Genomic DNA, 25,664 nt, shown 5'->3' with positions numbered 1-25,664 from the left:
CCCGCATGGGCACGCCCCATGGACAACGCCGCTCCCGTCAGCCCTCCACCGGGACCGGCACGGAACCGACCAGGCCGCCGTCCACGATCAGATCCTGGCCGGTGATGTAGGCCGCGTCGTCGGAGGCGAGGAAGGCGACGGCTGCCGCGATGTCGTCGGGGTGACCGAGCGTGCCGAGCGCCACCTCGGCGGAGTTGCGGGCCTCGTCGCCGGGGTCGGTGTTGGCCGCGCGCCACATCGGGGTGTCGATGTAGCCGGGGCTGACGGAGTTGACACGGATTCCGCGCGGCGCCAGATCGGACCCCAGCGTGCGGGCGAGGTTGTGGACCGCTGCCTTGCTGGCGGAGTAGACGGAGGCGACGGGCAGCCCGCGGTACAGGGTCCAGGAGGCGTTGATGACGACGGCACCGCCCTGCGGCATCAGCCGCAGCGCCTTCTGCACGGTGAAGAAGACGCCCTTGAAGTTGACGTCCACGACGTGGTCGAAGTCGTCCTCGGTGATCTCGGCGGTCGGCTTGAAAACGCCGACTCCCGCATTGGCGAAGACCGCGTCCAGGGTGCCGCGCCAGGTTTCGGTACGCCGCATCAGCGCGTCGGTGTCGGTGAGCGAGCCGGCGTCCGCTGCTACGGCGAGCACCCGCCCTTCCACCGCGCCGAGCCGGTCGACCGCCGCGTCCAGGCGCGCCTTGTCGCGTCCGGTCAGTACGACGTACGCGCCCTCGTCCAGGAGCCGTCGTGCCGTGGCGAAACCCATGCCGCTGGTGCCGCCGGTGATCAGGACTGTCTTGTTCGTGAATCGCTGCATGGCAACGATGCTCGGGCGGTGCGCGCGGGCCCGGCAGTGCGGGCCGAACCTGGGTCTGCCACCACCACCCTCGACGGACGGCGGTTACGGCTACGGTGCCGGTGCCGGTGCCGGCACCCGCTCGGGCGCGGGCTCGGCCTCGGCCTCGTCCCGTACCGCCAGCAGGCCGGCCACCCGCTCCTGGGTCGGCGTCCCCTCGGCCGGGGTGTACAACAGCAGCCGCGCACCGGGCAGATCGGCGACCGGCAGCATCGTGTAGTCGAACGTCAGCTCCCCCGCCGCAGGGTGCACCAGGGACTTGACGCCCTCGGTCGCGCTGCCCACCGGGTGCTCGGCCCAGACGGTGGCGAACAAGGGGCTGGCGGCGCACATGTCCTCGGCGAGCCTGCCGAACTCCGGGTCGTCCGGATAGCGCGCGGCGTCCGCCCGGAACAGTCCGACGATCTGCCGCGCCGCGTCCTCCCAGCCGCGGAGCGCGGCACGGAAATGGGCGTTGGTGAAGAAGCTGACCAGGCAGCTGTGGTCACGCTCCCCGTAGCCGAACACCAGCCGGGCCGCCCGGTTGACGGCCACCAGCTTCCAGTGCCGGTCGATGACGTAGGCGGGGCGCGGCAGCCAGCCGTCGATGACCCGGCGGATTCCGGCCGGGACTGCCCGGTCGGCGGGCGGCGCCGTCGGCGGGTTCAGTCCGGCCAGCAGATACAGGTGTTCGCGCTCGGCGCTGTCCAGCTGCAGCACTCGGCCGATCGCGTCCAGCACGTCGGCCGACACATTGATGTCCCGCCCCTGTTCCAGCCACGTGTACCAGGAGACCCCGACCCCGGCGAGGACCGCGACCTCCTCGCGCCGCAGACCGGGCGTGCGCCGCCCGCTCCCGGGCGCCATTCCCACGTCCGCGGGCGTCAGACGCGCCCGCCGCGACCGCAGGAACGCCCGTATCTCCGCACTGCGCCGCTCCCGCGCCTCGGCGGACAGCTTCGAGATCTCCATCCGTCCATGCTAGGAGTCCCGCCGGAAGCCTCCCGGCGCCGGCGGCGACAGGGCGGGGTAGTCGGTGTAACCCGTCGCGCCGCCGACGTACATCAGGTAGCGGTCGCGGACAGGGTTCATAGGGGCACCGCGGCGGAGCCGGTCGACCAGGTCGGGGTTGGCGAGGATGGGGCGGCCCAGGGCTATCAGGTCGGCACCTGCGGTCAACAGACGCTCGCCCGCGGCGCGTCCGCCGTCGGCCGGGATGGCGTCCCGGGGCAGCGCGGGGTTGGCGATCAGGGTGCCGGGCCAGGCGTCGCGGAGCTGCTGGAAGAGCGGGAGGCCGGCGTCGGCACGTACGAGGTGCAGATAGGCGAGGCCGCGGTCCGCCAGAGCGGCGACGAGCGCAGGGTAGAGCGTTTCGGTGTCGCTCTCGTGCATGCCGTTGCCGGTGAAGTACGGCGAGATACGGACGCCGACCCGCTCCGGTCCAACGGCGTCGGCCACCGCCGCCACGACCTCGCGGACGAAGCGGATCCGGCCGGTCACCGTGCCGCCGTACTGGTCGTGACGGCGGTTGGTGTTGCTGCTCAGGAACTGGTGCAGCAGATAGCCGTTGGCGGCGTGCACCTCGACTCCGGCGAAACCCGCCTCCAGGGCGTTGCGCGCAGCCGCGGCGAAGTCGGCCACGGTGGAGCGGATGTCGGCGACGCTCATCTCCCGTGGAACGACCGCTTTCTGGTGCCCCTTGGGGGTGAAGACCGTGTCAGGGAGCGGAATGGGCGAGGGCGCCAACGGGATGTGTCCACTGTTGTCGGGGTGGCCGACGCGGCCACCGTGCTGGATCTGGAGGAACATCCGGCCGCCGGCTACGTGCACCGCGTCGGTCACCTGCCGCCAGCCGGCAACGTGTGCGGGCCGGTGGATGGCGGCGATGTCGGGGTAGGTCTGGCCGACGGCGTTCGGGGTGGACGCCTCGGCGATCAGCAGCCCGGCGGTGGCGCGTTGTGCGTAGTACGTCGCCATCAGCGGGGTCGGAGTGCCGTCCGCGGCGGCCCGGTTCCTGGTCATGGGGGCCATGACCAGCCGGTTGGGGAGGTCCAGGCCGAGAGAGGGAAGCCGGGCCGGGGCGAGCAAGGGGGTTTCGTTCGGCATTCCCGCAAGGTAAAACTTGACACCGGCGTCAGATTCAACCGTTGCGTCGGACCCGACCAGTGGCGCCAGGTCGAACCGTGGCCGGGAGAGGAGCGGTAACGGATGCGGATCGGTGAACTGGCACAGCGCACCGGCGTCAGCGAGCGTTCGCTGCGCTACTACGAGCGGGAAGGGCTGCTCACCTCCGAGCGCACCCCAGGCGGCCACCGCCAGTATGCGGAACGCGCGGTCGACCGCGTCATCCGTATCCAGGAGCTCTACGCCGCCGGCCTGAGCAGCAAGAAGATCGCTGAGCTGCTGCCGTGCATACGGGACGAGGACGGCGGCCCATCGGCGCGGGCCACCCCGCAGCTGGTGGCCCGACTGACGGAGGAACGGGCACGGATCGACCGCATGATCAACGATCTGCTGAGATCGCGGGACGTGCTGGACGAGGTGATCGACGCGGCAGCCGGGGCGACGGCCGCGCCGAGGTGACAGGTCCTCCTGAAGCGCTCAGCCCTTTGGTGAAGCGCCCAGCTCCTCCTGAAGCGCCCAGCTCCTCCTCGCGGAGCCGTATCTCCACCGCGCCATCAGCGCCCTGCCCCGTCAACGCGCGTGCGGGCAGCACCGGCTGTGGCCTCCCCCGAGGTGAAGGTCGAGCGCGAGGGGGAGGCCGAGCGCGAGGGGGAGGCCGGGCAAAGTGCGGCACTCGCACGCCCCGTCAGTGACGCCCCAGCACCTCCGCGACCCGGATGAATCCGTCCGTCCCGTGCCCCAGCCCGACGGTGCGGCGGGCCCAGCCCTCGACCGCGCGCATCACCCCGGCGTCGATGCCGTGCTCCTCGGAGGTGTGCACGATGTGCGCCATGGAAGAGGCCCCCGAGGTCAGCGGATTGAGCCTGCCGGAGAAGGTGCCGTCGTCCATGTCCCCCGCCCACTCCTCGAAGAGCGGCGGCAGGATCGTGGCGATGCCCTTGGCGAAGGGCGCCAGTTCCCGCGCGGCGATGCCCTCCGCGCGGGCCATCGCCAGCGCGTGTGCGTAACCCGCCGCCGCGGTCCAGAAGATGTCGAGCAGGGCGATGTCGTGGGCCGCCGCGCGACCGATCTCCGCACCGAGGTGGGTGTGGGTGCCGCCCAGCGCCTTCAGCACGGGCAGCTGCCGCTCGTACAGCTCGTACGGGCCGCTGTGCAGGAAGACGGCGTCCGGGGTGCCGATGGTGGGGGTCGGCGTCATGATCGCGCCGTCGAGGTAGCGGATGCCGTGCCGGTCCGCCCAGTCGGCCGCGTCCCGGGCGCGTGCCGGGGTGTCGGCGGTCAGGTTCACGACCGTACGGCCCTTGAGCGCGTCGGTGACGGCCTCGCGCCGGAGTACGGCGTCGACCGCGTCGTAGTCGACGACGCAGACGACGGTCAGCTCGGCGGCGGCGACCGCCTCCTCGGGCGACGCCGCGCTCGTCGCACCTCGCGCGACCAGCTCCTGGTCCTTGCCGGGTGTCCGGTTCCAGACGGTGGTCCGTATCCCCGCGTCCAGGAACGCACCGGCCAGCGCCCGCCCCATCGGGCCCAGCCCGAGGACCGTGACGGCCGACCGACCGCCGTCCCCGGAAGACGTACGGGCGGCGGATTGTTCGTGGGACGAAGACGACGAAGCAGTGGTCGGAGACATGACTCAACTCCCAAGCAAATAGGCTGAACAACAACAAGCGGTACAGTGGTAACAACTGACAACAAAAGAGGCGGATATGACGCGCAGCCGTGCTCAGGACCCGAACGTGTGCGGGGTGACAGCCGCGATCGCCGTGATCGACGGCAAGTGGAAGACCGCCTTGCTCTGGCAGCTGGAGTCAGGCCCGCGCCGCCCCGGCGAGCTCCGCAGAAACCTGCCCGGGCTCACCGAGAAGGTGCTGACTCAGGCGCTCCGCGAGATGGAGACGGACGGCCTCGTACACCGCGAGGTGTACGACGTGCTGCCGTTGAAGACCGAGTACTCGCTCACTCCGTTCGGCCGCGATCTCGCCGAGGCGCTGGGCCCGCTGTCCGACTGGGGCCACCGCCGCCTGGAGCAACTGACCGGGGCGACAGCGCCGCAGACACCTCTCTCCTGACCTCGCGCCATCCCTGCCCCCTCACTCTTCTCTCGTTACCGCATGGCCGCCGGTCTCCCGGCCGGCCACCAACAGACTCACCCGGCCGCTTGCCACTGCCAAGTACCCACAAAAAGGTGGCTACCGCCGACGCCCGACCCAAGCCCGGGTTGACCTGTCTCAATGAAGATGGGGCATCGCAACGCTGTGACCTGTAGTGGTTCAGATTGAGTGAGACGAGCAGGGCCGACATCTCACTCAATCTGAGACTTGAGCTCCGTGGGCAGGATGCCCCGCGCCTTGTGCAGGAGGCCGTCTGAAGCGGTGAGAACGGCGAGCCAGATCTAAATCACTCGGCACGCTACTCAGGGCGAACTAACGTTCCGCCCTATGGCAACCGCTTCCGATCCTCCCCCGCGTCTCGGCAGTCTGACCTTCCACGGACCGCTCTCCGAAGCCCGCGCCGGGCGCATCGTCGCGCGGCTCGCCGCCGTGTCACCCTCCACCGTCCTCGACATCGGGTGCGGCTGGGGCGAACTGCTGCTCCGCGTTCTGGAGTCTGTCCCAGGGGCGACAGGAGTGGGCCTCGACATCAACGCCGAGGATCTGGCCAGGGGCAGGGACCTTGCGAAGGGGCGCGGACTGGCCGGACGGGTCGAATTCGCCGAGGAGTCGGCCCTCGGCACGGCACGCGGGCCCGTGGACGCGGTGCTCTGCCTGGGGGCTGGTCAGGCGCTGTGCGACCCCGAGCAGCCGTACGATCCCAGCGTCGTACTGCACGAGCTGCGCCGCTTGGTCCGCCCAGGCGGACGTGTCGTTCTGGGCGAGGGCTTCTGGGATCGCACCCCGACGGACGAGGAACTCGCGGCTATGTGGCCCGGGGCGCACGCAGGCGACCACCTGCGGCTCGGACCACTCGTCGACCTCGCTGTCGAGGCGGGCTTCCGGCCAGCCTGGATCGAGTCGGCGAGCCGTGAGGAGTGGGAGGAGTTCGAGTCCGGCTACCGCCACGACACAGAACTCTGGCTCGCCATGAACCCGGACCATCCACTCGCCGCCGAGACCCGCGAACGAGTCGACCGCCAGCGGTCGACCTGGGCTGACGGCTACCGCAACATCCTCGGCATCACGTACTTGACCCTCGTCCCGGTTACCAGAACCTGAACGCTGCCGAAAACTGGGGGCGAAACGGGAGTATCAACTGAGCTCCGAGTTGGCAGCGTCGAGTGCTGTCGCTGCCTCGATGGTGTGTGCGCTGTGCCAGCGCGGGCTGCGTAGAACACCATGGCTTTGACGATCTCGGGATAGATCGCCCCGTAGCCCGCCACGGCGCAAGCCGCCGCCGTCGCCGCGAACTTCACGGCATCCTCGGGCTCGATCCGGTCATCGGCGCACATCCAGCACCACGGCGGAGCCGTCCGGACGACGCACGAAGCAGTCCGGCCAACTCGCCACTGGTGACGGCCCAGCACCAGCCGGGAAGTTGCGCTGCCCCGGTACGACGGGAACGTCCGCACCTGCCCGGCAGACGCGGAGCGCGTCGACCGCATCGCCTCAAACGGCCCGCTGTGCAGCTCACCACGAGCGTCGCCGTACCCCAGGGAGAAGTCCTCAGCTTCCACCAGCCACCCCCACCCGGCGCTGACCACATACGACAACCGTAGGGAGCCGGGCCCGGCAGTGGCTCAGAAAGAGCGAGACGGATCGGCAGATGGCCCAGATCGACCGGGCCGCAAGGCCAGATGACTCAGATGGACCGAGGCCGGCCCGCCTTCAGCGGGACAGATCACGGGCTCAAGCCCAAGGCCCCAAGCCACCCGGAGGCACACACTTGCAAGCAGCCTGCTTGCAATAGTTAGCGATCCGGTGCACTCTGGGGACATGGCCTCGCTCAATGTCGGGAACCTCGGCGAGTTCCTGCGGGAACAACGGCGGACCGCGAAGCTGTCGTTGCGGCAGCTCGCGGAGGCCGCCGGCGTCTCGAACCCGTATCTGAGCCAGATCGAGCGCGGCCTGCGCAAGCCGAGCGCGGAGATCCTGCAGCAGCTGGCCAAGGCACTGCGGATCTCGGCGGAGACGCTCTATGTGCAGGCCGGGATTCTCGACGAGCGGGACCGGCAGGACCTGCTGCAGGTCCCCGCCGCGATCCTCGCGGACTCCTCGATCAACGAGCAGCAGAAGCAGGCGCTGCTCCAGATCTACGAGTCGTTCCGCAAGGAGAACGCACAGCAGCGGACGACCGCCCACGACGCGGCGGCCCCGCCCGCCGAGGGGCCTCGGCAGCCGGAGTAAGCACAACAAGCGGAGCAAGGACACCAAGGGCCGCAACGGTGCGGACCACCGGCACCGGACGTGCGCCGTAGCGCTGAGACGCGACGCACGGCCCTGTCAGGCGAGTTGAGCCACAAAAGCCACGAAAGGCGTACCCTCATGCCCATCGCGAACGACCTGCGCAAGACTCTCACCGACCCGACGCCCCTCTACTTCGCCGCCGGCGTCGTCGACAAGATCCGCGAGGAGGCGCCGCAGGCCCTCGCCGCGGTCCGGGAGACGGACCCCAAGGAGGTCCAGGCGAAGCTCACCCAGCAGGCCAAGGAGACCCAGGCCAAGGTGAGCGAGACCCTCAGCGGAATCGACACCGACATCAAGAAGCTCCGCGAGCAGGCCCAGCACCTCGCGCTCCAGGGGGTCGGCGTCGCGGCCGAGTACGCGGTCAAGGCCCGGGAGACGTACGAGGAGCTCTCGGTGCGCGGCCGCGAGGCGGTCAGGAACTGGCGCGGCGAGAGCGGCGACGAGGCCCCCGAGGTGACCGTCGAGCGCGAGCCCGCCCAGTCGGTGAAGATCGCCGAGCCGCCGGCCGAGGAGTCCCCCGAAGCCGACACCGGCGCCGGCGCCGGTACGGCCGCCAAGACGGACAAGACCGCCAAGACCGTCAAGCCCGACGACACCAGCGCCAAGAGCGCCGGCGGCAACGGCACCAAGGCGGGCGCCGCCAAGAAGACGAGCACCTCCGCCCGGAAGAGCACCGGCAGCACCGGCAGCACCACGTCCTCCACCCGGAAGTCGGCTCCGAAGAACGAGTCCTGAGCCACATGGGACGGCGCGGGGGAAGAGCACGGAACGGGCCGGGCACCCTTCGCGGGCCCGGCCCGTTCCATGAGTGCGGGCCCGGTATGTTCCGTCAGCGCTGGGGTACGGTTGCGGCAAGCCCCTTCAGGACCGAGTCGACACCGCGCACGGCCCGAGACCGACCAGGAGAGTGAGCACCATGCTGTTCGAGGGCTTCCAGCTCACCGTCATGACGTTGATCAGCGTCGTGCTGCTCGCCTTGGCGGTCTTCACGTTCGTGGACGCCGCACTGCGGCGGGAGGACGCCTACCGCGCGGCCGACAAGCAGAGCAAGCCCTTCTGGCTGATCATCCTGGGTCTGACGGCGCTGGTGAACGTACTGCAGATCCCTTTCCTCCTGCTGCAGCTCATCGGCCTGGTCGCCACCATCGTGTACATCGTCGACGTCCGCCCGGCGCTCAAGCAGGTCATGGGTGCTTCCCGGGGCCGGCGTTGGGGCCAGCGCCGCGGAGGCAGCAGCAGCGACGGCCCGTACGGCCCGTTCAACGGCCGGTGACGCTGGGCGCTGCTGAGCCGACCAGGTCGATCAGTACGCGCTGTTGAGCGCGAGGCCCGGCACGGTGCCGGGTTCCTGCCGGTTCACCGTCCGCGTTCCAGCAGCAGAACGGCGACGTCGTCGGTCAGCTCGCCTCCGTTGAGGCCGCGCACCTCGTCCATCGTCGCGTCCAGCAGGTCCTCGCCCCGCGCGCCGTCGGCCAGCCGCCGGGCCACGATGTCGAGCATCCCCTGCTGGCCGAGCCGCTCCCGGCTCGGCGCCCGGCCTTCTCCTGCGCCGGGCTCCTCCGCGCGACCCTCGTCCACGCGGCCCTCGATCAGCCCGTCCGTGTACATCATCAGGCTCCAGGAGCGCCCCAGCAGCACCTGGCGGCGCGGCCAGCGCGCTTGGGGCAGCAGCCCGAGCGCGGGCCCGCTCCCGTCCTCCGGCAGCAGCCGTGGCACCGGCTCCCCCTCTGCCACCTCCCCCGCGAACAGCGGCGAGGGGTGCCCGGCCAGATAGATCCCGGCGCTGCGGCCGTCGGCGGCGATGTCCACGGTGCACAGCGTCGCGAAGATCTCCTCGCTGGCCCGCTCGTTCTCCAGCACCTTCTGCAATGTGCTCAGCAGCGCCTCGCCGCACAGCCCCGCGAAGGTCAGCGCACGCCAGGCGATACGCAGCTCGACCCCGAGTGCCGCCTCGTCCGGGCCGTGCCCGCACACGTCGCCGATCATGGCGTGGACCACGCCGTCGGGGGTGCGGACGGTGTCGTAGAAGTCGCCGCCCAGCAGGGCGCGGGAGCGGCCCGGGCGGTAGCGCGCGGCGAACCGCAGATCGCTGCCCTCCAGCAGCGGCCGGGGCAGCAGCCCGCGCTCCAGCCGGGCGTTCTCCTGCGCCCGCAGCCGGGTCTCGGTGAGCTGGCGCTGGGCCAGGTCTGCCCGTTTCCGCTCCACTGCGTAGCGGATGGCACGCATCAGCAGCCTGCCGTCCAGCTCGTCCCGGAAGAGGTAGTCCTGGGCGCCGACCCGTACGGCCTCGGCGGCCCGCTCCGCGTCGCTGCCGTCCGTGAGCGCCAGTACGGCATGGCGCGGGGCCATCCGCAGCACGCGGCGGAGGATCTGCAGCTCGTCGGGCTCGGATGCCGTTCGGGAAGCGGGAGCGGAGCCGGTACGGGCACCGGCACCGGCGGCCGAGCCGGGCTCGGGGACGGCACCGGCGCCGGCACCCGCGCTGGAGGGCGCACCCGCACCTGCGCCCGCCGTGGCGCCCGCACCACCGCTCGCGCCCGCGCCCCCGCTCGCGCCCGAAGCGCCGGAGGCACCAGCGGCACCGGAGGCACCCGAGCCCCCCAAAGCCCCGCCGAAACCAGCAGCCCCGCTGACCCCACCGGCTCCGTCCGCCCCCACGGGCCGGGCCGCGGGAGCCGCCGTGCCGGGGACGCCGCCGATGCCGGGGATGGCGCCGCCGGGCGCGGCCTCCGGCAGCTCGGCCGGGAGGCCCTCGGCCGGCGCCTCCTCGGAGTCCCCGCGCGCCTCACAGGGCAGCGCGAGGTCCAGCAGGATGCAGTGGACATCGTCCGTGAGCAGCCGTGCGGCCTCGGTGAGGTTGCGGGCCGTACGGACCCGCACGGGCCTGCCGTACGCGTCGAGCATGCGGGGCACACTCAGCGCCCCTGCTGGGTCGTCCTCGATGACCAGCAGGGTCAGGCTGCTGCCGGGTCCCGGCGCGGCCTGTCTGGCCGGCGCGCCGGCGGACTGTGCCGCCGCCCCGGCCAGGGGCGCGCTTACGGGCATGCTGAAAACCTCTCCCTCCCCCGAGGGCGTGGTGCGCGCGCCGAGCGGCGGCCACCATGGCTGAGCCCGGAACGGCTCGCGGTGGTCGGGCGCTCGTCATCCCGGGCTATCGGACAGGACCATAGCGCCCTCGTACAGAGGGACGGAATGGCTGACAATAATCCGCCACTGTCATATGCCCATCCCAGACCGGGAGTTCACGCCCAGATACAGCCGTTTTCGCCGGCCCTCGCATGACCAAGCTCACGCATCGAAAACCGTAAAGCACACACCCGGGAAGAAATCCGCCCGGAATTCCCTGGCCGACCCTGCCGCTGCGGAACGAATGCCTTATTTGTCCGGGCGCACCACGCCGAGTATCGGCATGGTTCCGGCGCCCTCGACGGTGATCTGCCGACCGGTGCGCGGCGCGTGCAACAGCGCTCCGTCACCGATGTAGATCCCCACGTGACTGGCGTCCTTTTTGTAAATGATCAGGTCGCCCGGGCGCATTTTGCCGATCGGCACATGCGGCAACTGCTTCCACTGCTCCTGCGAAGTACGCGGGATCCGCACGCCCGCCGCCTCCCAGGCACGCATTGTCAGGCCCGAGCAGTCGAAGGTGTCGGGGCCCTCGGCGCCCCAGACATAGTCCTTGCCGAGCTGCTTGGTGGCCCATTCGATGGCCCGTCGGCCCGCCGGGGACGCCTTGCCCTTGAGATTCTTGAGCACGCCGGATTTCAGCCACTTCGCCTGACGTGCTTTCGCCGCCTCGTCCTCCAGCCGGCGCAGCCGCTCCAGTTCGTCCTTCTTCAGGCCGGATTCGATCTTCTTGGCCTGCTTCAGCTGCGCGGTGATCTTCTTCTTGGCAGCGGCCTTCTTCTTGCGGGTCTTCTCCAGCTTCTTCCACTCGTCCGTGGCGTCCTTGGCGTACCCCTGAAGCCTGCCGCGGGTCTTGGTGAGGGTGCCGATGAATCCCCGGGTCGCGTGCTGGCCCTTGCGGGCGAGGGAGACGTTGTGCAGGAACTTCTCCGGATCGCCGCCGAGCATCAGCTTGGCCTCGTCCGGCATTCCGCCGCCCCGGTACTGCGCGCGGGCCATGGCGCCCGCCGTTCTGTTGAGTTCGTCCAGTTTTCCCTGGGTCGTCTCGATGCGTTTGGCGAGCTTGACGATGTGCTTCTGCTGCTTTTTGACCGCGTCCTCGGCAGCGTTGTACGCGTCCGTCGCCGACCCGGCCTTGTCGTGCAGCCGCTCGATCCGCTTGCGGATCTCCTCCAGGCCCGGCTTGTCCGGCTCCGCGTACGCGGTACCCACCGCAGGCCCCGCGAGCAGCGCCATGGTGCAGGCCAGCACCAGCGTGCCGTACCGGCCGGACGGGAGGGTCGAGTTGGTCTGCGGCCGTGTCACCCGGGCCACCCCCTGGATATGGTCAACTTTGGCCAACGCAGCGGATGGTGCCATGGCCGGCCCGAAGACGACAGAGAAAAGTACTGACGAGTATGGACGGCGCTCCCCCTCTGCGCCCACGCCGCACGGTGGCACCGGGCTGTCCGCCGAGGTTCACTCGGCGTTCACTCAGCTCCGTCGGCCGCTTCACCTGATCTGGCTAATTTCAGCCTTACGACGAGCGCGGCATCCCAGAGACAGGGACTGCGCCCCATAGCCAGAGAATCCGACGGCCGGCCGGTCGTCGCTCCCGGGCCCAGGAAGGAACTGAACGAAAGTGAAGCTTCAGCGCACGCTCCGGCTCCCTGCAGCTGTCGGCGCTCTCACGGTCTGTGGCGCCCTGGCCCTGAGCGCCTGCGGCTCGGACGACAACTCCGGCGGTTCCGGCAGTGACACCACCAAGGCCGCCAGCAAGATCAAGTGTGACGGCGAGGGCAAGCTCCTGGCCTCCGGGTCCAGCGCGCAGAAGAACGCGATGGACATCTGGACGCAGACCTACCAGTCGGCCTGCAGCAGCACCCAGATCAACTACAAGCCCACCGGCTCGGGCGCGGGCATCCAGGAGTTCCTCCAGGGCAAGACGGCCTTCGCGGGCTCCGACTCGGCCCTCAAGCCGGAAGAGGTCGCCCAGTCCAAGAAGGTCTGCAAGGGCGGCCAGGGCATCAACCTGCCGATGGTCGGCGGCCCGATCGCGGTCACCTACAGCCTCGGCGGCGTCGACGACCTGGTGCTGGACGCCGACACGCTGGCCAAGATCTTCGACTCGAAGATCACCAAGTGGAACGACCCCGCGATCAAGAAGCTCAACCCGGACGCGAAGCTTCCGAGCAAGAAGATCCAGACGTTCCACCGCTCCGACGAGTCGGGCACCACGGACAACTTCACCAAGTACCTCAACTCCGCCGCCCCCTCCTCGTGGAAGCACGAGCCCGAGAAGGCGTGGGCCGGCAAGGGCGGCCAGGGCGCCGACGGTTCGTCCGGCATCGCCACGAACGTCAAGCAGAACGACGGCTCCATCGGCTACGTCGAGCTCTCCTACGCCACCGGCAACGACCTCAACACGGTCAACCTGGACACCGGCGCCAAGAAGCCCGTCGAGGCCACCACGGACAACGCCTCCAAGGCGATCGCGGACGCCAAGGTCGTCGGCCAGGGCAAGGACCTCGCCCTGGAGCTGAACTACAAGACCAAGGCCGAGGGCGCGTACCCGATCACCCTGGTGACGTACGAGATCGCCTGCGACAAGGGCAACAAGAAGGAGTCGCTGGACGCGACGAAGTCCTTCCTGAAGTACACCGCGAGCGAGGACGGCCAGAAGGCCCTCAAGGAGAAGGGCTACGCCCCGATCCCCGCGGAGATCAACTCCAAGGTCCGTACCACGATCGACGGCCTGAGCTGACCCGAGGCCGCGAAGGCGGCACTCCCGGAGGTGGACCGGCGGTGCCCAGCGCACCGCCGCCCACCCTCCGCATGCAAACGGCACCCCAATTGTCCGCTCACGCGGCAAATGCGGGGCCACAGAAAGTTCCGGTGCACCGCCAAAGGGGCGACTCCGCAAAGCGGAACGCGCAGCGCGAAGCGCCCCGCACCGTCAGACCGGAGAAACCATGGCTACCGAAACCCCTCCCGCGACAGCGGGCCCCACGGCGCCGCAGCCCGTGAAGGGCGCGAACGGCGCGAAGGGTGCGACGCGCAAGGGTGACCGAATATTTCTCGGGCTCTCCCGGGGCTCGGGGATCACCCTTCTGGTGATCATGGCGGCGATCGCCGTCTTCCTCACCTGGCGCGCGGCCCTCGCCATCAACGCCGACGAGGCCAGCTTCCTCACCAGCTTCGAGTGGGACGCCAACGCGACCCCGCCCCGCTTCGGCATCGCGGTCCTCGCCTTCGGCACCGTCGTCAGCTCGATCATCGCGATGGTGCTCGCCGTGCCGATCGCCGTCGGCATCGCGCTGTTCATCTCGCACTACGCACCGCGCAAGCTGGCGACCCCGCTCGGCTACGTCATCGACCTGCTGGCAGCCGTCCCCTCGATCGTCTACGGCCTGTGGGGCGCGCTCTTCCTCGTCCCGCATCTGACCGGCCTCTACGAGTGGCTGGATCAGTACCTCGGCTGGACGGGGCTTTTCACGTACGAGGGCGGCGCTGCCCGCTCCCTGTTCACGGTCGGCATCCTGCTCGCGATCATGATTCTGCCGATCGTCACCAACGTCTCCCGCGAGGTCTTCCGGCAGTCGCCGAAGATGCAGGAGGAGGCGGCCCTCGCACTGGGCGCGACCCGGTGGGAGGTCATCCGCATGTCGGTGCTGCCCTTCGGCCGCTCCGGCGTCATCAGCGCCTCCATGCTGGGCCTGGGCCGCGCGCTGGGCGAGACGATGGCCGTCGCCACGGTGCTCTCCCCCAGCTTCCTGATCAAGGCCAGCCTGCTGGAGCCGGGCGGCGGCACGTTCGCGCAGAACATCGCCGCGGGCTTCAAGGAGGCCGGGTCCATGGGCCGCGACGCGCTGATCGCCTCCGGCCTGGTCCTCTTCGTCATCACCCTGCTGGTCAACGGCGCCGCCCGACTGATCATCGCGCGCCGCAAGGAGTACTCGGGAGCGAACGCATGAGCCAGACAGCTGTGGCCGACGCCCCCGTGGACGGCGCGGCGCCGCCGCTGCCCAGGCTGCGCCAGCCGCGGCTGCCGCGCTGGGCCCCGGCAGGCCTGGCCGCCCTCGCAGCCGCGCTCGGCATCGGTATCGGCCTGGTGGCCGGGCTGGACAGCCGTATCCAGTGGGGTCTGATCGCCGCCGCGCTCTATGTCGTACTGACCGCGGGCATCGCCGGCGCCGTCGAGGGCGTCCGGCAGGCCAAGGACCGGCTGGCGACCAGCGTGATCTGGGTCTGCTTCCTGCTGGCCGTCGTCCCGCTGGCCTCCCTGCTGTGGGAGACCGCCGCGCGCGGGGTGAAGGTGCTGGACGGCTACTTCCTGACCCACTCCATGAGCGGCGTGATCACCATGGAGCCGGGCGGCGGTATCTACCACGCGCTGATCGGCACCATGGAGCAGGTCGGCCTGGCCACGCTGATCGCGGCGCCCATCGGGCTGCTGACGGCGATCTACCTGGTCGAGTACGGCACCGGCCGGCTGGCCAAGGCCATCACCTTCTTCGTGGACGTCATGACCGGCATCCCCTCGATCGTCGCCGGTCTGTTCATCCTCTCGTTCTGGATCATCATTCTCGGCTTCGGCTACTCCGGGTTCGCGGGCGCGCTGGCGCTGGCGATCCTGATGATGCCGATCGTCGTCCGCTCGACGGAGGAGATGCTCAAGCTCGTACCCAACGAGCTGCGCGAGGCGTCGCTGGCGCTGGGCGTACCGAAGTGGAAGACGATCCTCAAGGTCGTGCTGCCGACCGCGGTCGGCGGTATCACCACCGGCATCATGCTCGCCGTCGCGCGCATCGCCGGTGAGTCGGCCCCGATCCTGCTGCTGGTCTTCGGCTCCGCGGAGATCAACAACAACCCCTTCGAAGGCGCGCAGTCCTCGCTCCCGTACTACATCTACGAGCAGTGGGCCCTCGGCAACGAGCCGTCCTACGACCGCGCCTGGGCAGCCGCCCTCGTGCTGATCGCCTTCGTCATGATCCTCAATCTGGTCGCCCGCGGCATCGCCCGCTGGAAGGCCCCCAAGCACTAAGGGAGTGATTCCCATGGCCAAGCGGATCGACGTCAGCGGCCTCTCCGCCTACTACGGCAACTTCCGCGCCATCGACGACATATCCATGACCGTCGAGCCCCGCTCCGTGACCGCCTTCATCGGCCCCTCCGGCTGCGGCAAGTCCACCTTCCTGCGCACCCTCAACCGGATGCACGAGGTCACCACCGGCGGACGCGTCGAGGGCAAGGTGATGCTGGACGACGAGGACCTGTACGGACCCGGCGTCGACCCCGTCTCCGTACGGCGCACCATCGGCATGGTCTTCCAGCGGCCCAACCCCTTCCCGACCATGTCGATCTACGACAACGTCGCGGCGGGGCTGCGGCTGAACGGCGACGCCAAGAAGAAGGACCTCGACGAGATCGTCGAGCGCTCCCTCAAGGGCGCCAACCTGTGGAACGAGGTCAAGGACCGGCTGAACAGGCCAGGATCCGGCCTCTCCGGCGGTCAGCAGCAGCGGCTGTGCATCGCCCGGGCCATCGCCGTCGAGCCGCAGGTGCTGCTGATGGACGAGCCCTGCTCGGCGCTCGACCCGATCTCCACCCTGGCGATCGAGGACCTGATCGGCGAGCTGAAGTCGCGCTTCACCATCGTGATCGTGACGCACAACATGCAGCAGGCGGCGCGGGTTTCCGACCGCACCGCCTTCTTCAACCTCGCCGAGGTCGGTGCTCCGGGCAAGCTCATCGAGATCGATGACACGGAGCGGATCTTCTCCAACCCGTCGGTCCAGGCCACCGAGGACTACATCTCCGGCCGCTTCGGCTAAGCCCTCGGCCCTGGCCGGCCTTGACCGGCCACCCATTGACCGCCCGCGGTGCTGCATGGCGGTGCCACCGCGGGCATCCCTGTCGCCCCCTCCCTGTTTCTTCCGGGGAGGGGGTGCCTCTTGCTGTTGGTTGCGGGGTGCGGGTGCGTTTGTGGTTGCTCGCGCCGTTCCCCGCGCCCCTGACGGGGCGCCGGGTCAGCCGAAGACCAGCTTGATGGCTCCATAGATGAGCGCAGCGACAATCGCCGCGGCCGGCATGGTGATGAACCAGCCCAGAATGATGTTCTTCGCCACGCCCCACCGCACCGCGCTGACCCGCTTGGTCGCCCCGACGCCCATGATCGCGGACGTGATCACATGGGTTGTGGAGATGGGCGCGTGGAACATGAAGGACGCGGAGTACATCACCGAAGCCGCAGTCGTCTCGGCGGCGAAGCCCTGCGGCGGATCCAGCTCGATGATGCGCCGCCCCAGCGTGCGCATGATGCGCCAGCCGCCCGCGTACGTACCGAGGGACAGCATGCCCGCGCTGGCGATCTTGACCCAGATGGGAATCTCGTTGTGCTGCTGCACATCGGCGATGGTCAGCGCCATGACGACGACACCCATGGTCTTCTGCGCGTCCTGGAGACCGTGGCCGAGCGCCATACCGGCCGCCGAGACGGTCTGCGCTATCCGGAAGCCCCGCTTCGCACGGTGCGGGTTCGCCTTGCGGAAGACCCACATGATGGCGCACATCACCAGATAGCCGAACAGCAGCCCGACCAGCGGCGAGAGAACCATCGGGATGACGATCTTCTCGAGCACTCCCCACCAGTGGACGGCGATGCTGCCGGCCAGCGCCGCGCCCACCAGGCCGCCGAACAGGGCGTGGCTGGAGGACGAGGGCAGTCCGTAGTACCAGGTGATGAGGTTCCAGACGATGGCTCCGACCAGCGCGGCGAACAGAATGGCCATGCCACTGTCGCCGTGTGGGGTCTCGATCAGCCCCTTGCTCACGGTCTTGGCGACGCCGCTGCCGAGGAAGGCACCCGCCAGGTTCATCACCGCGGCCATCGCCAGCGCCGCACGCGGGGTGAGCGCCCGGGTGGAGACCGACGTCGCGATGGCGTTCGCGGAGTCGTGGAAGCCGTTCGTATACGTGAAGAAGAGCGCGACACCGACGGTCACGATCAGCGCGAAGGTGTCCACGGAGCGTCAGGACTCCTTGACCGTGATGGTCTCGACGGTGTTGGCCACGTGCTCGAAAGCGTCGGCGGCCTCCTCCAGCACGTCCACGACCTGCTTGAGCTTCATGACCTCGATGGCGTCGTACTTGCCGTTGAACAGATGGGCCAGCAGCTTGCGGTGGATCTGGTCGGCCTGGTTCTCCAGCCGGTTGACCTCGATCCAGTACTCGGTGAGGTTGTCCATGGTCCGCAGGTTCGGCATGGCCTCGGCGGTCAGCTCGGCCGCCCGCGACAGCACCTCGATCTGCTGCTCGACTCCCTTGGGGAGCTCCTCGATCTGGTAGAGGACGACGAGGTCGACGGCCTCCTCCATGAAGTCCATGATGTCGTCGAGGGAGGACGCGAGGTTGTAGATGTCCTCGCGGTCGAACGGCGTGATGAACGAGGAGTTGAGCTGGTGGAAGATCGCGTGCGTCGCGTCGTCTCCCGCGTGCTCCGCCGCGCGCATCCGTTCGGAGATCTCGGTCCGCGCGGAGGACTCAGCCCCGAGCAGTTCCATGAGGAGCTTGGAGCCGGTCACGATGTTGTCCGCGGAGGCCGCGAACATGTCGTAGAAGCTCGTCTCCCTGGGGGTCAGACGAAAGCGCACTGGGGGTCCTCGGGGTGCATCGGCGACGGTCTCGTTGATGCTAGGCGCATCATCCGGCCACAGCGAACCGGCGTCCCCCAGTGTCACCCATGGAGACTCGCCTTCTGAAGCGGGCTCCGAGAAGTCCGGTATCATATACCCAGGAGGGGTATGACGAGCCCGATATCACGGCTCCGGCAGCCCCTCACCACCACCCGGGAGGACCGCATGACGTCGCCGCAGACCACACCGGACACGCCGCAGACCGTGGCCGAAGCCACGTCGGAATCCTGCTCGGCACACGCGGCCACCGGCGAGCACGGTTACACCAAGAACAAGGAAGCTCACGTCAAGCGACTGCGCCGGATCGAGGGCCAGATCCGCGGGCTCCAGCGCATGGTGGACGAGGACGTCTACTGCATCGACATACTGACCCAGGTCTCCGCCTCCACCAAGGCCCTCCAGTCCTTCGCGCTTCAGCTCCTGGAGGAGCATCTGCGGCACTGCGTGGCACACGCCGCGCTGGACGGCGGCGCCGAGATGGACGCCAAGGTCGAGGAAGCCACCGCCGCCATCGCCCGCCTGCTGCGCACCTGATCGGCGACTGCTGCGCACCGGGTCCGCGACTGCCGCACAGCTGATTCGCGTCTGCTGCGCACCTGATCTTCATCTGCTGCGCACTCGTTCGCGACTGCTGTGCACGACCCGCGCCTCGCCCGGACCCCCGCCCGGCCCGGAGACGGTCTCAGCAGGCCGACGACCGCGGAAGGTCGTCCAGTTCGTCCGCCGCGCGCCGCAGCACCTCGTCGATACGGGCCACACTCAGCGGCCCCTCGGCTGCGGACGCAGCGATCATCAACTCGCCGCACAGCTCGATCTCTGCGAGAGCGACGTGGTCCTGCATCAGCGAACGCCGTCGGCAGCGGCCCCCACGGCCGTCGCCCCTGTCGTCACGCTTCGGTACGGGCACACGTATCACCTCCCGTGCTGCACGGATCCACCGGGCGGAGCACCGCGGCCGAGCCGGGGCCCAGCCTCCCAGCCTAGGGAGGCCGCCGCCCGGGCGCATGGCACTTCCGAATCATTTACCGGCCCGGAACCACGGACGCCACCATGGCGCGGGGCTACGGTGCCGCGATCTTCCCCGTCCAGATGTCGCCCCGCCCCGGCATCGCGATCCGCACCCGGGTACCGAAGCCGTGCAGCACCGTCGTCGAAGAGACCGCGTAGTCCGCGTCGGGCGGGCTGTCCGGGTCCGCGGCGAAGGTGAAGCGGTGCTGGACCTTCCGCAGCCGGCCCTGTGCGTCGAGGTAGGCGTCGAACGGCACCGTACGCCCGGAGAACCCTTTCTCCGCCGCCTTGAGCTGACGCCGTGCCAGTGGCGGCGCCCCCGCGGCCGCGCGCTCGATGTCGACCACACCGCTGTAGTGCCACACCCGGACGCCGTCCAGCTCGGTGCGGCCCTCGTACGCCACCCGGCGTGCTCCGCACAGCAGTTGAGCGGCGGTGACCGGATCGGTGGCCCCGCCGGTGACCAGGTTCCCGTCCGGCAGCCTGGTGGTGTCCACCCGCACCCACTTGTCGTCCGGCACGCCCGCGCGGTGCCGCATGTACAGGGCGCCAGGAGTGACCAGTTCGCGCACCAGCCTGCGCTCCCCCGGCGCTACCCCGTCGGCGCCGGGCGGCAGCGCGACCCGCAGTTGGCCGGTACGCCTCGCCAGGTCGAACGCGCCGCGGCCCTCGATGGTGACCCGGGTGTGGCCGCTGACCATCTCCATGGTCGTACGCACCCGCGCCGTCCCGGCCCGTACCAGCCGGTCGGCCGCCGCCCGCACGGCAGCCGGACCGGGACGGGAGGGCTCGTCACCCTCCTGCGGCCCGGCGGCAGGGGGCCCGGCGGCGGTGGGAGGCCCGGCGGTCGCCACGGCACCCTTCCCGGAGCAGCCGGCCACCGACAGCAGCACCGCGCCGAGCGCCACCGCCACGAGCGGGAGGGGCACCGTGCCGCCTCGGTACTGCCGCCGCGCCGCCATGTCCTGCCGACCTCTCGCTCCCGGTCGCCGCCGCCCAGCCTTCGGCCGGGAGGTGCCCTCAGGGGCGAGGGCCGGTCCGGATCCGACGGTTCAACGAGGCCCCTGGGAACGCCGTCACGGCCCGAGTACGGTGGTCACGTGCGAGAGCTAGCTCCCGAACACCAGCCGGACCCGGCGAATCCGGCCCACTCGACGGCCCAGGCGGGCCAGGCGGCCCCGCACGGGACGTCGTTGAGCGAACGGGGCTCCTTCTGCGCCGCGTCGTGCAGCTGCGGCTGGCGCGGCCCCGCCCGCCGAGCCCGCGACCGCGCCCGCGAGGACGGCCGGGCGCACCTGCAGCAGCACGGCAACAGCACGACAGCGTCCCCGCCGGACAGTGCGGCAGGGGCGCTGTAGTTGCAGTTGTAGCCGTAGTGCCGTTCAGCCCTCAGGCCCTCGGCCCGTCAGGCTGCCAAGCCCTCAAGCCGCCAGGTCGCGGTCCCCCGCGCGGCGCCGCTCGCCCTCGCCGGACCGGCCCGCAGCCCGGCGGCCCGCCGCGGCAGCGCCTACGGCCGCGGCAGCCGCACCTGCCCACAGCAGCGTCTCCAGCCGGGCGTTCCCGGCCACGGCCCGCACCAGCGGCGTCAGCGCCCACATGGCGACGGGGGCCAGCAGCAGCGCGACAGCGGTGCCCAGCGCGAGTCCGCCGATGACGTCGGTGGGGTAGTGCACCCCCATGTAGACGCGGCAGAAGGCCTCCAGGAGAGCCAGGGCGATGGCGAAGAGCCCGGGCTTGCGCTGGACCATGAAGATGCCGACGGCGATGGCCATGGTGAGCGTGGCGTGGTCACTGACGAAGGAGAAGTCCGTCTTGCCCTGAATGAGGGGCTCCACGGCCTTGTGTTCCAGGAAGGGCCGCGGCCGCTCGACGAAGCCGCGGATGGGGATGTTCACGGCGAGCGCGATCAGTGCCGCCAGCGGAGCCCAGAGCAGCCCGGCGAATCCGCTCAGCGCCTCGTCCCGGCTCTCGCGTCTGCGGGTCACGCCCCACCAGGCCCACAGCGTCAGTACGACGAGCCCCACGGCGATGCCGTACTCCCCGATGTACTCCATGACGCGGTCGGCCCAGGTAGGTGCGTCCTTGGCCAGCCCGTTGATCTCGTAGAGCAGTTCGACATCAGGGTTGTCCCAGAGTGCCATCGCGGTGCGGCCCCTCACTTCGGCTGTGTGCTCATCACTGGATCACGCTGACGACCCCCCGTGGTCGCGGTGCGGAAGTCCCGTTCCGTGGAGAAAACGCGCTGCGGCAGGCGGAGCGTTCCGTTCTTACCGAACGATCACCATGACGTTACCCAAGGGTGACCCATCGGCGCAGCTCAGGGCCCATGCCTCACGCATTGTTGACGCAATCCCTGCGCTGTGCGCACAAGCTTGCCCCTGAGCTGCGCAACCTGGCGTACTCCACGCCGTGGCCTTCAGGTCACTTGGCGCTCGGCCGGGTCGCCCCGAAGTAGTCCGGGCTGTCGATCGGGTCGTAGCGGATCTTCGCTCCGGTATAGGGAGCGTTGATCATTTTGCCACCACCGACGTAGATGCCCACATGGTGGATGGACCGGGAGCTGGTCAGGTCGTTGGCGAAGAAGACCAGGTCCCCCGGGAGCAGTTCGCTCCGCTTGGGATGCGGCCCGGTGTTGTACTGGTCGTTGGCCACCCGGGGCAGCTTGACGCCGACCTTCGCGTACGCCGCCTTCGTCAGCCCCGAACAGTCGAACCGGCCGCCCTGCTCCGCCGTGCCGTTGCCGCCCCACAGATACGGGGTGCCCAGCTTGCTCTGCGCGAAGGCGATGGCGCCCGCGCCCTGCTTGGTGGGGCTGAGCCGGCCGGTGGGCGCGGCGAAGCTCTGCTCCATCTTGCGGATGGTGGAGACGTAGTTCTTGGTCTCGCTGTAGGGCGGCACGCCGCGGTACTTGAGGACGGCGTACGGACCCGCGTTGTACGCGGCGAGCATGTTGTCCGAGGCGTCGCCGGGCACGCTCTTGACGTTGGCGGCCAGCTTGCAGTCGTAGCTCGCGGCGGAGGGAATGGCGTCCTCGGGGTCGTGCACGTTCTTCTTGCCGTCGCCGTTGGCGTCCATGCCGTGTGTGGCCCAGGTGGCCGGGATGAACTGCGCTATGCCCTGCGCCTTTGCGGGGCTCTGCGCCTTGGGGTTGAAGCCGCTCTCCTGGTTGAGCTGCGCGGCGAGCAGCGCGGGGTTGAGGGCCTTGCACAGGTTGCCCCACTTCTGGACGAGCCCCGCGTAGGCAGCCGGCACGGAGCCCTTGGCGAGCCCCACGGCGCCGCCCACCGCCCCCGGCAGGCCGGCGGAGGCCACATAGGTGCCCACCACGAGCAGCGTGACGAACAGAGACAGCGACCCCACTCCGCCACCGATCGCCAGCAGCCACGCTCTTCTACGGCGCACTGCCCAACCCTCCCCCACAGGAACCCAGTTCGGTAACGCCGACCACGCCCGTACATCATTCCAGGCCGGCCCTCCGAGCGGAACGGCGGACGACGGGCGCGAAGGTGAACGAGATCACCTGCCCCGCCCCGCACTTGACCCACCAGGGGCGCACGGATGTACGACCGAGCGACCGTGCCCCCCTCTTACCCGTCTCCTGTCCCTCTCTGCCCCTCTCTCTGCCCCTCTCTCTGCCCCTCTTCTGCCCAGGACCGTCGATTCCCCGCCACGGTTCCCGAAGCGGCCACGAATCGGGGCCACTTCGGGCAAGCTCGACGGCCCTCATGTCACCGGTCCGTGGCACAATCCGTCAGAGACAAACCTTGAAACTAGGCGGTGAGTTCACCATGTTCCTGGCGGCTGACAAAGGCGATATCACCACCATCATCGGCGGGATCGCGCCGGACTGGGGCCCGTTCGGCTCCCTCGGGCACGAGGCCCGGGTAATGATCGAGGTCATCATGGCCGTGGCCATCCTGCTCTGCCTCGGCATCGCCATCTGGGGCGCTGCCAAGCAGCGGATCGGCGCCACGGCGCTCCGCGACACCTTCAGCGCCGAACAGGGGAAAGGTCTGATCGTCGCCGGGCTGACCGGCGTGTTCATCATCGGTTCCCTCGGCACCCTGTTCACCATCGTCTACGGCATGGCGGTCTAGCCCCCGCCGCGGCACGGCGCTCCGAGGACCGCTCAGCCGCGAGGCCACAGACGACACAGCGGCGCGCCCGGCGCCGGCCCGCGCCCGCTCACAAGGAGCTCCATGGACATCGTGAACCCCGCCCTCCACGACTATCTGCTGGCCCACTGCACGCCGGCTGACGAAGTCCTCCGCGATCTGGTCGAGGAGACCCACGAGCGCGTGCCGGACCTCCCGACCATGCAGATCACCCACGACGAGGGCGAGTTCCTCACGATGCTGGTGCGGCTGACGGGTGCCAGGACCGCCGTCGAGGTCGGCGTGTTCACCGGCTACTCCTCCATCTGCATCGCCCGCGGGCTGCCCGCGGACGGCCGGCTGATCGCCTGCGACGTCTCGGAGGAGTGGACGTCCATCGCCCGCCGCTACTGGGAACGCGCCGGCCTCACCGACCGCGTCGACCTGCACCTCGCCCCCGCTGTCGAGACGCTGCACGCACTGCCGCAGGAGGAGTTCGTCGACTTCGCGTTCATCGACGCGGACAAGACCGGCTACCCGGCGTACTACGAGGCACTGGTGCCGCGGCTGCGTCCCGGTGGACTGATCGTGCTGGACAACGTGCTGCGCTCGGGCCGTGTCGTGGACCCGGCAGCACAGGACGAGGCGGACGTCGCCATCCGCCGGATCAACGACACCATCACCGCGGACGAACGTATGGAGTCCGTGATGCTGCCCCTGAGGGACGGCGTCACACTGGCCCGCAAACGCGCGTAGGCGGAGGCCTTAGGCCGCCGGCAAGGGGGCCGAGCACCCCGACTGTACCTACTAGTATGTACGGGTCTTACCATGCACGGGACCGTGCCCGCCGAGCCCGGAGCAGCCCGTGTACGCGAACCAGTACGAGATCACCCTCCCCGCCGACTACGACATGGGGATCATCCGCCACCGCGTCGCCCGCGGCGGCCACGCCCTCGATCAGCGGGCCGGCCTGGGCCTGAAGGCATATCTCATCCGGGAACGCGGGGTGCACGGCTCTCCCGTCAACCAGTACGCGCCCTTCTACCTGTGGCACGACACGGCCGCGATGGGCCACTTCCTCTTCGGCGACGGCGGATTCCACAACATCGTCCGCGACTTCGGCCGCCCCGCCGTCCGGCACTGGACCGGAGTGGCGTGCGTGCCCGGAGGAGCCCGCCCCACACCCCCCAAGGCCGCCTCCCGCCGCCTGACGCCGCTCCCGCCGCACCCCGACGCGGAGGGCGGTACGGGTCTCGGGCTGGCCGCTCTCGTCGAACGCGAGGTCGAGGAGCTGCAGGCACTGGCGGCGAACGGTGACGTCCACACCGCGGCGCTGGCCCTCGATCCCCACCACTGGCAGCTGCTGCGCTTCGTCCTGTGGCGCGAGACCGTGGACGAGGCCGAACCGGCGACCGAACGCTACGAAGTGCTGCACCTCTCGTCCCCCGGCCTCACCGAACTCCCCGCGGGCCGCCAGTGGTGACGTACGAACAGCAGGCTGCCGCCGAACCTCACACCTTGCCCTGACCGAACGGATCGACCTCGGTCAGCAGCTTGTCGATCCGCGCCTTGTCCACGCGGTTCGTCACCTCCGAGACCTCCTGCCTGTCCCGTACGCACTTGGCCAGCGTGAACGCGGAGGACACCACGAAGACCAGCCCGAGGCCCAGATACCCGCGCTCCCACGGGCCGACCGGCAGCCGCACGATCCCCACGAGCAGCGCGAGCAGCGAGACCCCGAAGGCAATCGCCGACTGCACGAAGAACGCCGCGGTGGTGGGTCTCTGCACGGAAGGAGTCACATCAGTCATACCCGGCAGCCTGGACCACCCCGGCGCCCCGCACATGGGTACGGATACTCAAACCCGCCCTGCAGCCGCTCAGCTGCCGCCCTGGGCCCCGCCGAGCACCGGGGGCGCACCGGTGCACCGCCCGCCCCCGTACCGTGCGCGTAATCGCCCCCTGAGCGGCAAGAACACAGACGGCGCACCGTCGCGGTGTTCGAAATGCTGCCGTTCACCTGTCTTGCACACGGCACATGCGCGGTGTGACACCGCTACCGTCATCTGAGGAGACAATGCAGTGACGGCAGTTGAGCGACAGAGGTCGAGGGGGCCAGGCCGGCATGATCATCGGCGACGGCGACGAGTACGAGGCGCGTACTCGCACCAGCGAAGGCGTGCCCGGCGCCCGGGACGGCGCACGGACAACGACTCGAACACGCCTGCCCGGAAGTGAGGGCGGCGGCAACCGGCCGCCCAGCCGCCCCGGGCGGAGCCTGGTGACGGTCGTCGCCGTGGTCGTCCTCCTCATCGCCGCCATCGCCTTCGCCAACCGCGGCGGCGGCGAGGGCAGCGGCGACGGCGACAACGCCTCCTCCGATGGCAAGGGCAACAACGCCCCCCAGTCCCAGGGC

General features: G+C 69.8%; 28 protein-coding genes and 1 pseudogene. 16 read left to right on the top strand and 13 right to left on the bottom strand.

Annotated elements, in window-relative coordinates:
- Positions 1–37: 37 nt before the first annotated feature.
- From ITI46_RS05620 to ITI46_RS05610, 3 genes are all read right to left on the bottom strand, one after another.
- Positions 38–805: an SDR family NAD(P)-dependent oxidoreductase gene (locus tag ITI46_RS05620; protein WP_209238263.1), complete on the bottom strand. Its 768-nt coding sequence runs from the start codon at positions 803–805 to the stop codon at positions 38–40.
- 90 nt (positions 806–895) lie between these two features.
- Positions 896–1,795 carry a helix-turn-helix transcriptional regulator gene (locus ITI46_RS05615; protein WP_209238262.1) on the bottom strand — a complete coding sequence of 300 codons (900 nt, stop codon included), beginning with the start codon at positions 1,793–1,795 and terminating at the stop codon, positions 896–898.
- Between the two features lie 9 nt (positions 1,796–1,804).
- Complete coding sequence (locus ITI46_RS05610; protein ID WP_209238261.1) at positions 1,805–2,929, bottom strand: alkene reductase; 1,125 nt, start codon at positions 2,927–2,929, stop codon at positions 1,805–1,807.
- Positions 2,930–3,031: 102 nt separating this feature from the next.
- Between ITI46_RS05610 and ITI46_RS05605 the strand changes: the two genes are divergently transcribed.
- The gene (locus ITI46_RS05605) at positions 3,032–3,406 is read left to right on the top strand and encodes a MerR family transcriptional regulator (RefSeq protein WP_209238260.1); all 375 of its coding nucleotides are present in this window, start codon (positions 3,032–3,034) and stop codon (positions 3,404–3,406) included.
- Between the two features lie 226 nt (positions 3,407–3,632).
- Here ITI46_RS05605 and ITI46_RS05600 read toward each other — a convergent pair whose 3' ends face one another.
- Positions 3,633–4,577, bottom strand: a complete 945-nt coding sequence (locus ITI46_RS05600; protein WP_209238259.1) for an NAD(P)-dependent oxidoreductase — start codon at positions 4,575–4,577, stop codon at positions 3,633–3,635.
- 76 nt (positions 4,578–4,653) lie between these two features.
- Here ITI46_RS05600 and ITI46_RS05595 point away from each other — a divergent pair, with 76 nt between their 5' ends.
- The 5 genes from ITI46_RS05595 (at position 4,654) to ITI46_RS05575 (ending at position 8,620) form a co-directional block, all read left to right on the top strand.
- Entirely contained in the window at positions 4,654–5,016 is a 363-nt protein-coding gene (locus ITI46_RS05595; protein ID WP_209238258.1) for a winged helix-turn-helix transcriptional regulator, read from the top strand.
- 369 nt (positions 5,017–5,385) lie between these two features.
- On the top strand, positions 5,386–6,159 hold the full coding sequence (locus tag ITI46_RS05590; protein ID WP_209238257.1) for an SAM-dependent methyltransferase: 774 nt from the start codon (positions 5,386–5,388) through the stop codon (positions 6,157–6,159).
- 717 nt (positions 6,160–6,876) lie between these two features.
- Positions 6,877–7,287, top strand: coding sequence for a helix-turn-helix domain-containing protein (locus ITI46_RS05585; protein ID WP_209238256.1), 411 nt, complete (start codon positions 6,877–6,879; stop codon positions 7,285–7,287).
- A 138-nt stretch (positions 7,288–7,425) separates the two neighbouring features.
- Positions 7,426–8,082 carry a hypothetical protein gene (locus tag ITI46_RS05580; protein ID WP_209238255.1) on the top strand — a complete coding sequence of 219 codons (657 nt, stop codon included), beginning with the start codon at positions 7,426–7,428 and terminating at the stop codon, positions 8,080–8,082.
- A 181-nt stretch (positions 8,083–8,263) separates the two neighbouring features.
- Positions 8,264–8,620, top strand: a complete 357-nt coding sequence (locus ITI46_RS05575; protein ID WP_209238298.1) for a DUF2516 family protein — start codon at positions 8,264–8,266, stop codon at positions 8,618–8,620.
- An 83-nt stretch (positions 8,621–8,703) separates the two neighbouring features.
- On the opposite strand, the gene ITI46_RS05570 is transcribed toward ITI46_RS05575, so the two are convergent.
- Together ITI46_RS05570 and ITI46_RS05565 are read right to left on the bottom strand one after the other, a co-directional pair.
- Positions 8,704–10,056, bottom strand: a complete 1,353-nt coding sequence (locus ITI46_RS05570; protein WP_372451850.1) for a PP2C family protein-serine/threonine phosphatase — start codon at positions 10,054–10,056, stop codon at positions 8,704–8,706.
- Between the two features lie 666 nt (positions 10,057–10,722).
- On the bottom strand, positions 10,723–11,778 hold the full coding sequence (locus ITI46_RS05565) for an NlpC/P60 family protein (protein ID WP_307808070.1): 1,056 nt from the start codon (positions 11,776–11,778) through the stop codon (positions 10,723–10,725).
- 316 nt (positions 11,779–12,094) lie between these two features.
- Here ITI46_RS05565 and pstS point away from each other — a divergent pair, with 316 nt between their 5' ends.
- From pstS to pstB, 4 genes are all read left to right on the top strand, one after another.
- On the top strand, positions 12,095–13,216 hold the full coding sequence (pstS, locus tag ITI46_RS05560) for a phosphate ABC transporter substrate-binding protein PstS (RefSeq protein ID WP_209238252.1): 1,122 nt from the start codon (positions 12,095–12,097) through the stop codon (positions 13,214–13,216).
- Between the two features lie 208 nt (positions 13,217–13,424).
- Complete coding sequence (gene pstC, locus ITI46_RS05555; RefSeq protein ID WP_209238251.1) at positions 13,425–14,426, top strand: phosphate ABC transporter permease subunit PstC; 1,002 nt, start codon at positions 13,425–13,427, stop codon at positions 14,424–14,426.
- Entirely contained in the window at positions 14,423–15,496 is a 1,074-nt protein-coding gene (gene pstA, locus ITI46_RS05550; protein ID WP_209238250.1) for a phosphate ABC transporter permease PstA, read from the top strand. Before pstC ends, pstA begins: the two co-directional genes overlap by 4 nt.
- A gap of 13 nt (positions 15,497–15,509) precedes the next feature.
- The gene (gene pstB / locus ITI46_RS05545; RefSeq protein WP_209238249.1) at positions 15,510–16,286 is read left to right on the top strand and encodes a phosphate ABC transporter ATP-binding protein PstB; all 777 of its coding nucleotides are present in this window, start codon (positions 15,510–15,512) and stop codon (positions 16,284–16,286) included.
- Positions 16,287–16,481: 195 nt separating this feature from the next.
- On the opposite strand, the gene ITI46_RS05540 is transcribed toward pstB, so the two are convergent.
- Together ITI46_RS05540 and ITI46_RS05535 are read right to left on the bottom strand one after the other, a co-directional pair.
- Positions 16,482–17,477: an inorganic phosphate transporter gene (locus ITI46_RS05540; protein WP_209238248.1), complete on the bottom strand. Its 996-nt coding sequence runs from the start codon at positions 17,475–17,477 to the stop codon at positions 16,482–16,484.
- A gap of 6 nt (positions 17,478–17,483) precedes the next feature.
- Complete coding sequence (locus ITI46_RS05535) at positions 17,484–18,104, bottom strand: DUF47 domain-containing protein (RefSeq protein WP_209238247.1); 621 nt, start codon at positions 18,102–18,104, stop codon at positions 17,484–17,486.
- Between the two features lie 207 nt (positions 18,105–18,311).
- Between ITI46_RS05535 and ITI46_RS05530 the strand changes: the two genes are divergently transcribed.
- Positions 18,312–18,680 (top strand): metal-sensitive transcriptional regulator, encoded by a 369-nt coding sequence (locus ITI46_RS05530; RefSeq protein WP_209238246.1) that lies wholly within the window; start codon positions 18,312–18,314, stop codon positions 18,678–18,680.
- Between the two features lie 148 nt (positions 18,681–18,828).
- Here the strand turns inward: ITI46_RS05530 and ITI46_RS05525 are convergent, their stop codons facing one another.
- Both ITI46_RS05525 and ITI46_RS05520 read right to left on the bottom strand, forming a co-directional pair.
- The gene (locus ITI46_RS05525; RefSeq protein ID WP_209238302.1) at positions 18,829–19,053 is read right to left on the bottom strand and encodes a hypothetical protein; all 225 of its coding nucleotides are present in this window, start codon (positions 19,051–19,053) and stop codon (positions 18,829–18,831) included.
- Positions 19,054–19,207: 154 nt separating this feature from the next.
- Positions 19,208–20,116 carry an SCO4651 family lipoprotein gene (locus ITI46_RS05520; RefSeq protein WP_209238245.1) on the bottom strand — a complete coding sequence of 303 codons (909 nt, stop codon included), beginning with the start codon at positions 20,114–20,116 and terminating at the stop codon, positions 19,208–19,210.
- A 138-nt stretch (positions 20,117–20,254) separates the two neighbouring features.
- Between ITI46_RS05520 and ITI46_RS05515 the strand changes: the two genes are divergently transcribed.
- Complete coding sequence (locus tag ITI46_RS05515; protein ID WP_209238301.1) at positions 20,255–20,512, top strand: hypothetical protein; 258 nt, start codon at positions 20,255–20,257, stop codon at positions 20,510–20,512.
- 63 nt (positions 20,513–20,575) lie between these two features.
- Here ITI46_RS05515 and ITI46_RS05510 read toward each other — a convergent pair whose 3' ends face one another.
- On the bottom strand, positions 20,576–21,295 hold the full coding sequence (locus ITI46_RS05510; RefSeq protein WP_209238244.1) for a phosphatase PAP2 family protein: 720 nt from the start codon (positions 21,293–21,295) through the stop codon (positions 20,576–20,578).
- A gap of 280 nt (positions 21,296–21,575) precedes the next feature.
- Positions 21,576–22,556, bottom strand: a complete 981-nt coding sequence (locus ITI46_RS05505; RefSeq protein ID WP_307808068.1) for a C40 family peptidase — start codon at positions 22,554–22,556, stop codon at positions 21,576–21,578.
- 386 nt (positions 22,557–22,942) lie between these two features.
- On the opposite strand from ITI46_RS05505, the gene ITI46_RS05500 reads away from it, so the two are divergent.
- From ITI46_RS05500 to ITI46_RS05490, 3 genes are all read left to right on the top strand, one after another.
- The gene (locus tag ITI46_RS05500; protein ID WP_016472248.1) at positions 22,943–23,251 is read left to right on the top strand and encodes a DUF8827 family protein; all 309 of its coding nucleotides are present in this window, start codon (positions 22,943–22,945) and stop codon (positions 23,249–23,251) included.
- 102 nt (positions 23,252–23,353) lie between these two features.
- Complete coding sequence (locus ITI46_RS05495) at positions 23,354–24,004, top strand: O-methyltransferase (protein WP_209238242.1); 651 nt, start codon at positions 23,354–23,356, stop codon at positions 24,002–24,004.
- A 109-nt stretch (positions 24,005–24,113) separates the two neighbouring features.
- Positions 24,114–24,731 (top strand): DUF4865 family protein, encoded by a 618-nt coding sequence (locus ITI46_RS05490; protein ID WP_209238241.1) that lies wholly within the window; start codon positions 24,114–24,116, stop codon positions 24,729–24,731.
- A gap of 28 nt (positions 24,732–24,759) precedes the next feature.
- On the opposite strand, the gene ITI46_RS05485 is transcribed toward ITI46_RS05490, so the two are convergent.
- Entirely contained in the window at positions 24,760–25,059 is a 300-nt protein-coding gene (locus ITI46_RS05485; protein WP_209238240.1) for a YiaA/YiaB family inner membrane protein, read from the bottom strand.
- Positions 25,060–25,373: 314 nt separating this feature from the next.
- Here ITI46_RS05485 and ITI46_RS05480 point away from each other — a divergent pair.
- A pseudogene (locus ITI46_RS05480) lies at positions 25,374–25,664 on the top strand (hypothetical protein); the annotation flags it as partial.

Origin of the sequence: Streptomyces oryzae (assembly GCF_017676365.1) — a bacterium.
GTDB classification, from domain to species: Bacteria; Actinomycetota; Actinomycetes; order Streptomycetales; family Streptomycetaceae; genus Streptomyces; species Streptomyces oryzae.
The sequence above is the reverse complement of the archived record's forward strand: the minus strand, read 5'-3'. Positions and strand labels throughout refer to the sequence as shown.

Bases quoted from the DNA above. Each gene is read 5' to 3' on its own strand.
- ITI46_RS05620 (WP_209238263.1), bottom strand. From the start codon at position 805: ATGCAGCGATTCACGAACAAGACAGTCCTGATCACCGGCGGCACCAGC.
- ITI46_RS05580 (WP_209238255.1), top strand. From the start codon at position 7,426: ATGCCCATCGCGAACGACCTGCGCAAGACTCTCACCGACCCGACGCCC.
- ITI46_RS05575 (WP_209238298.1), top strand. From the start codon at position 8,264: ATGCTGTTCGAGGGCTTCCAGCTCACCGTCATGACGTTGATCAGCGTC.
- ITI46_RS05585 (WP_209238256.1), top strand. From the start codon at position 6,877: ATGGCCTCGCTCAATGTCGGGAACCTCGGCGAGTTCCTGCGGGAACAA.
- ITI46_RS05610 (WP_209238261.1), bottom strand. From the start codon at position 2,929: ATGCCGAACGAAACCCCCTTGCTCGCCCCGGCCCGGCTTCCCTCTCTC.
- ITI46_RS05530 (WP_209238246.1), top strand. From the start codon at position 18,312: ATGACGTCGCCGCAGACCACACCGGACACGCCGCAGACCGTGGCCGAA.
- pstC (WP_209238251.1), top strand. From the start codon at position 13,425: ATGGCTACCGAAACCCCTCCCGCGACAGCGGGCCCCACGGCGCCGCAG.
- ITI46_RS05485 (WP_209238240.1), bottom strand. From the start codon at position 25,059: ATGACTGATGTGACTCCTTCCGTGCAGAGACCCACCACCGCGGCGTTC.
- ITI46_RS05510 (WP_209238244.1), bottom strand. From the start codon at position 21,295: ATGGCACTCTGGGACAACCCTGATGTCGAACTGCTCTACGAGATCAAC.
- ITI46_RS05615 (WP_209238262.1), bottom strand. From the start codon at position 1,795: ATGGAGATCTCGAAGCTGTCCGCCGAGGCGCGGGAGCGGCGCAGTGCG.
- pstA (WP_209238250.1), top strand. From the start codon at position 14,423: ATGAGCCAGACAGCTGTGGCCGACGCCCCCGTGGACGGCGCGGCGCCG.
- ITI46_RS05495 (WP_209238242.1), top strand. From the start codon at position 23,354: ATGGACATCGTGAACCCCGCCCTCCACGACTATCTGCTGGCCCACTGC.
- ITI46_RS05590 (WP_209238257.1), top strand. From the start codon at position 5,386: ATGGCAACCGCTTCCGATCCTCCCCCGCGTCTCGGCAGTCTGACCTTC.
- ITI46_RS05605 (WP_209238260.1), top strand. From the start codon at position 3,032: ATGCGGATCGGTGAACTGGCACAGCGCACCGGCGTCAGCGAGCGTTCG.
- pstB (WP_209238249.1), top strand. From the start codon at position 15,510: ATGGCCAAGCGGATCGACGTCAGCGGCCTCTCCGCCTACTACGGCAAC.
- ITI46_RS05500 (WP_016472248.1), top strand. From the start codon at position 22,943: ATGTTCCTGGCGGCTGACAAAGGCGATATCACCACCATCATCGGCGGG.
- ITI46_RS05520 (WP_209238245.1), bottom strand. From the start codon at position 20,116: ATGGCGGCGCGGCGGCAGTACCGAGGCGGCACGGTGCCCCTCCCGCTC.
- ITI46_RS05595 (WP_209238258.1), top strand. From the start codon at position 4,654: ATGACGCGCAGCCGTGCTCAGGACCCGAACGTGTGCGGGGTGACAGCC.
- ITI46_RS05600 (WP_209238259.1), bottom strand. From the start codon at position 4,577: ATGTCTCCGACCACTGCTTCGTCGTCTTCGTCCCACGAACAATCCGCC.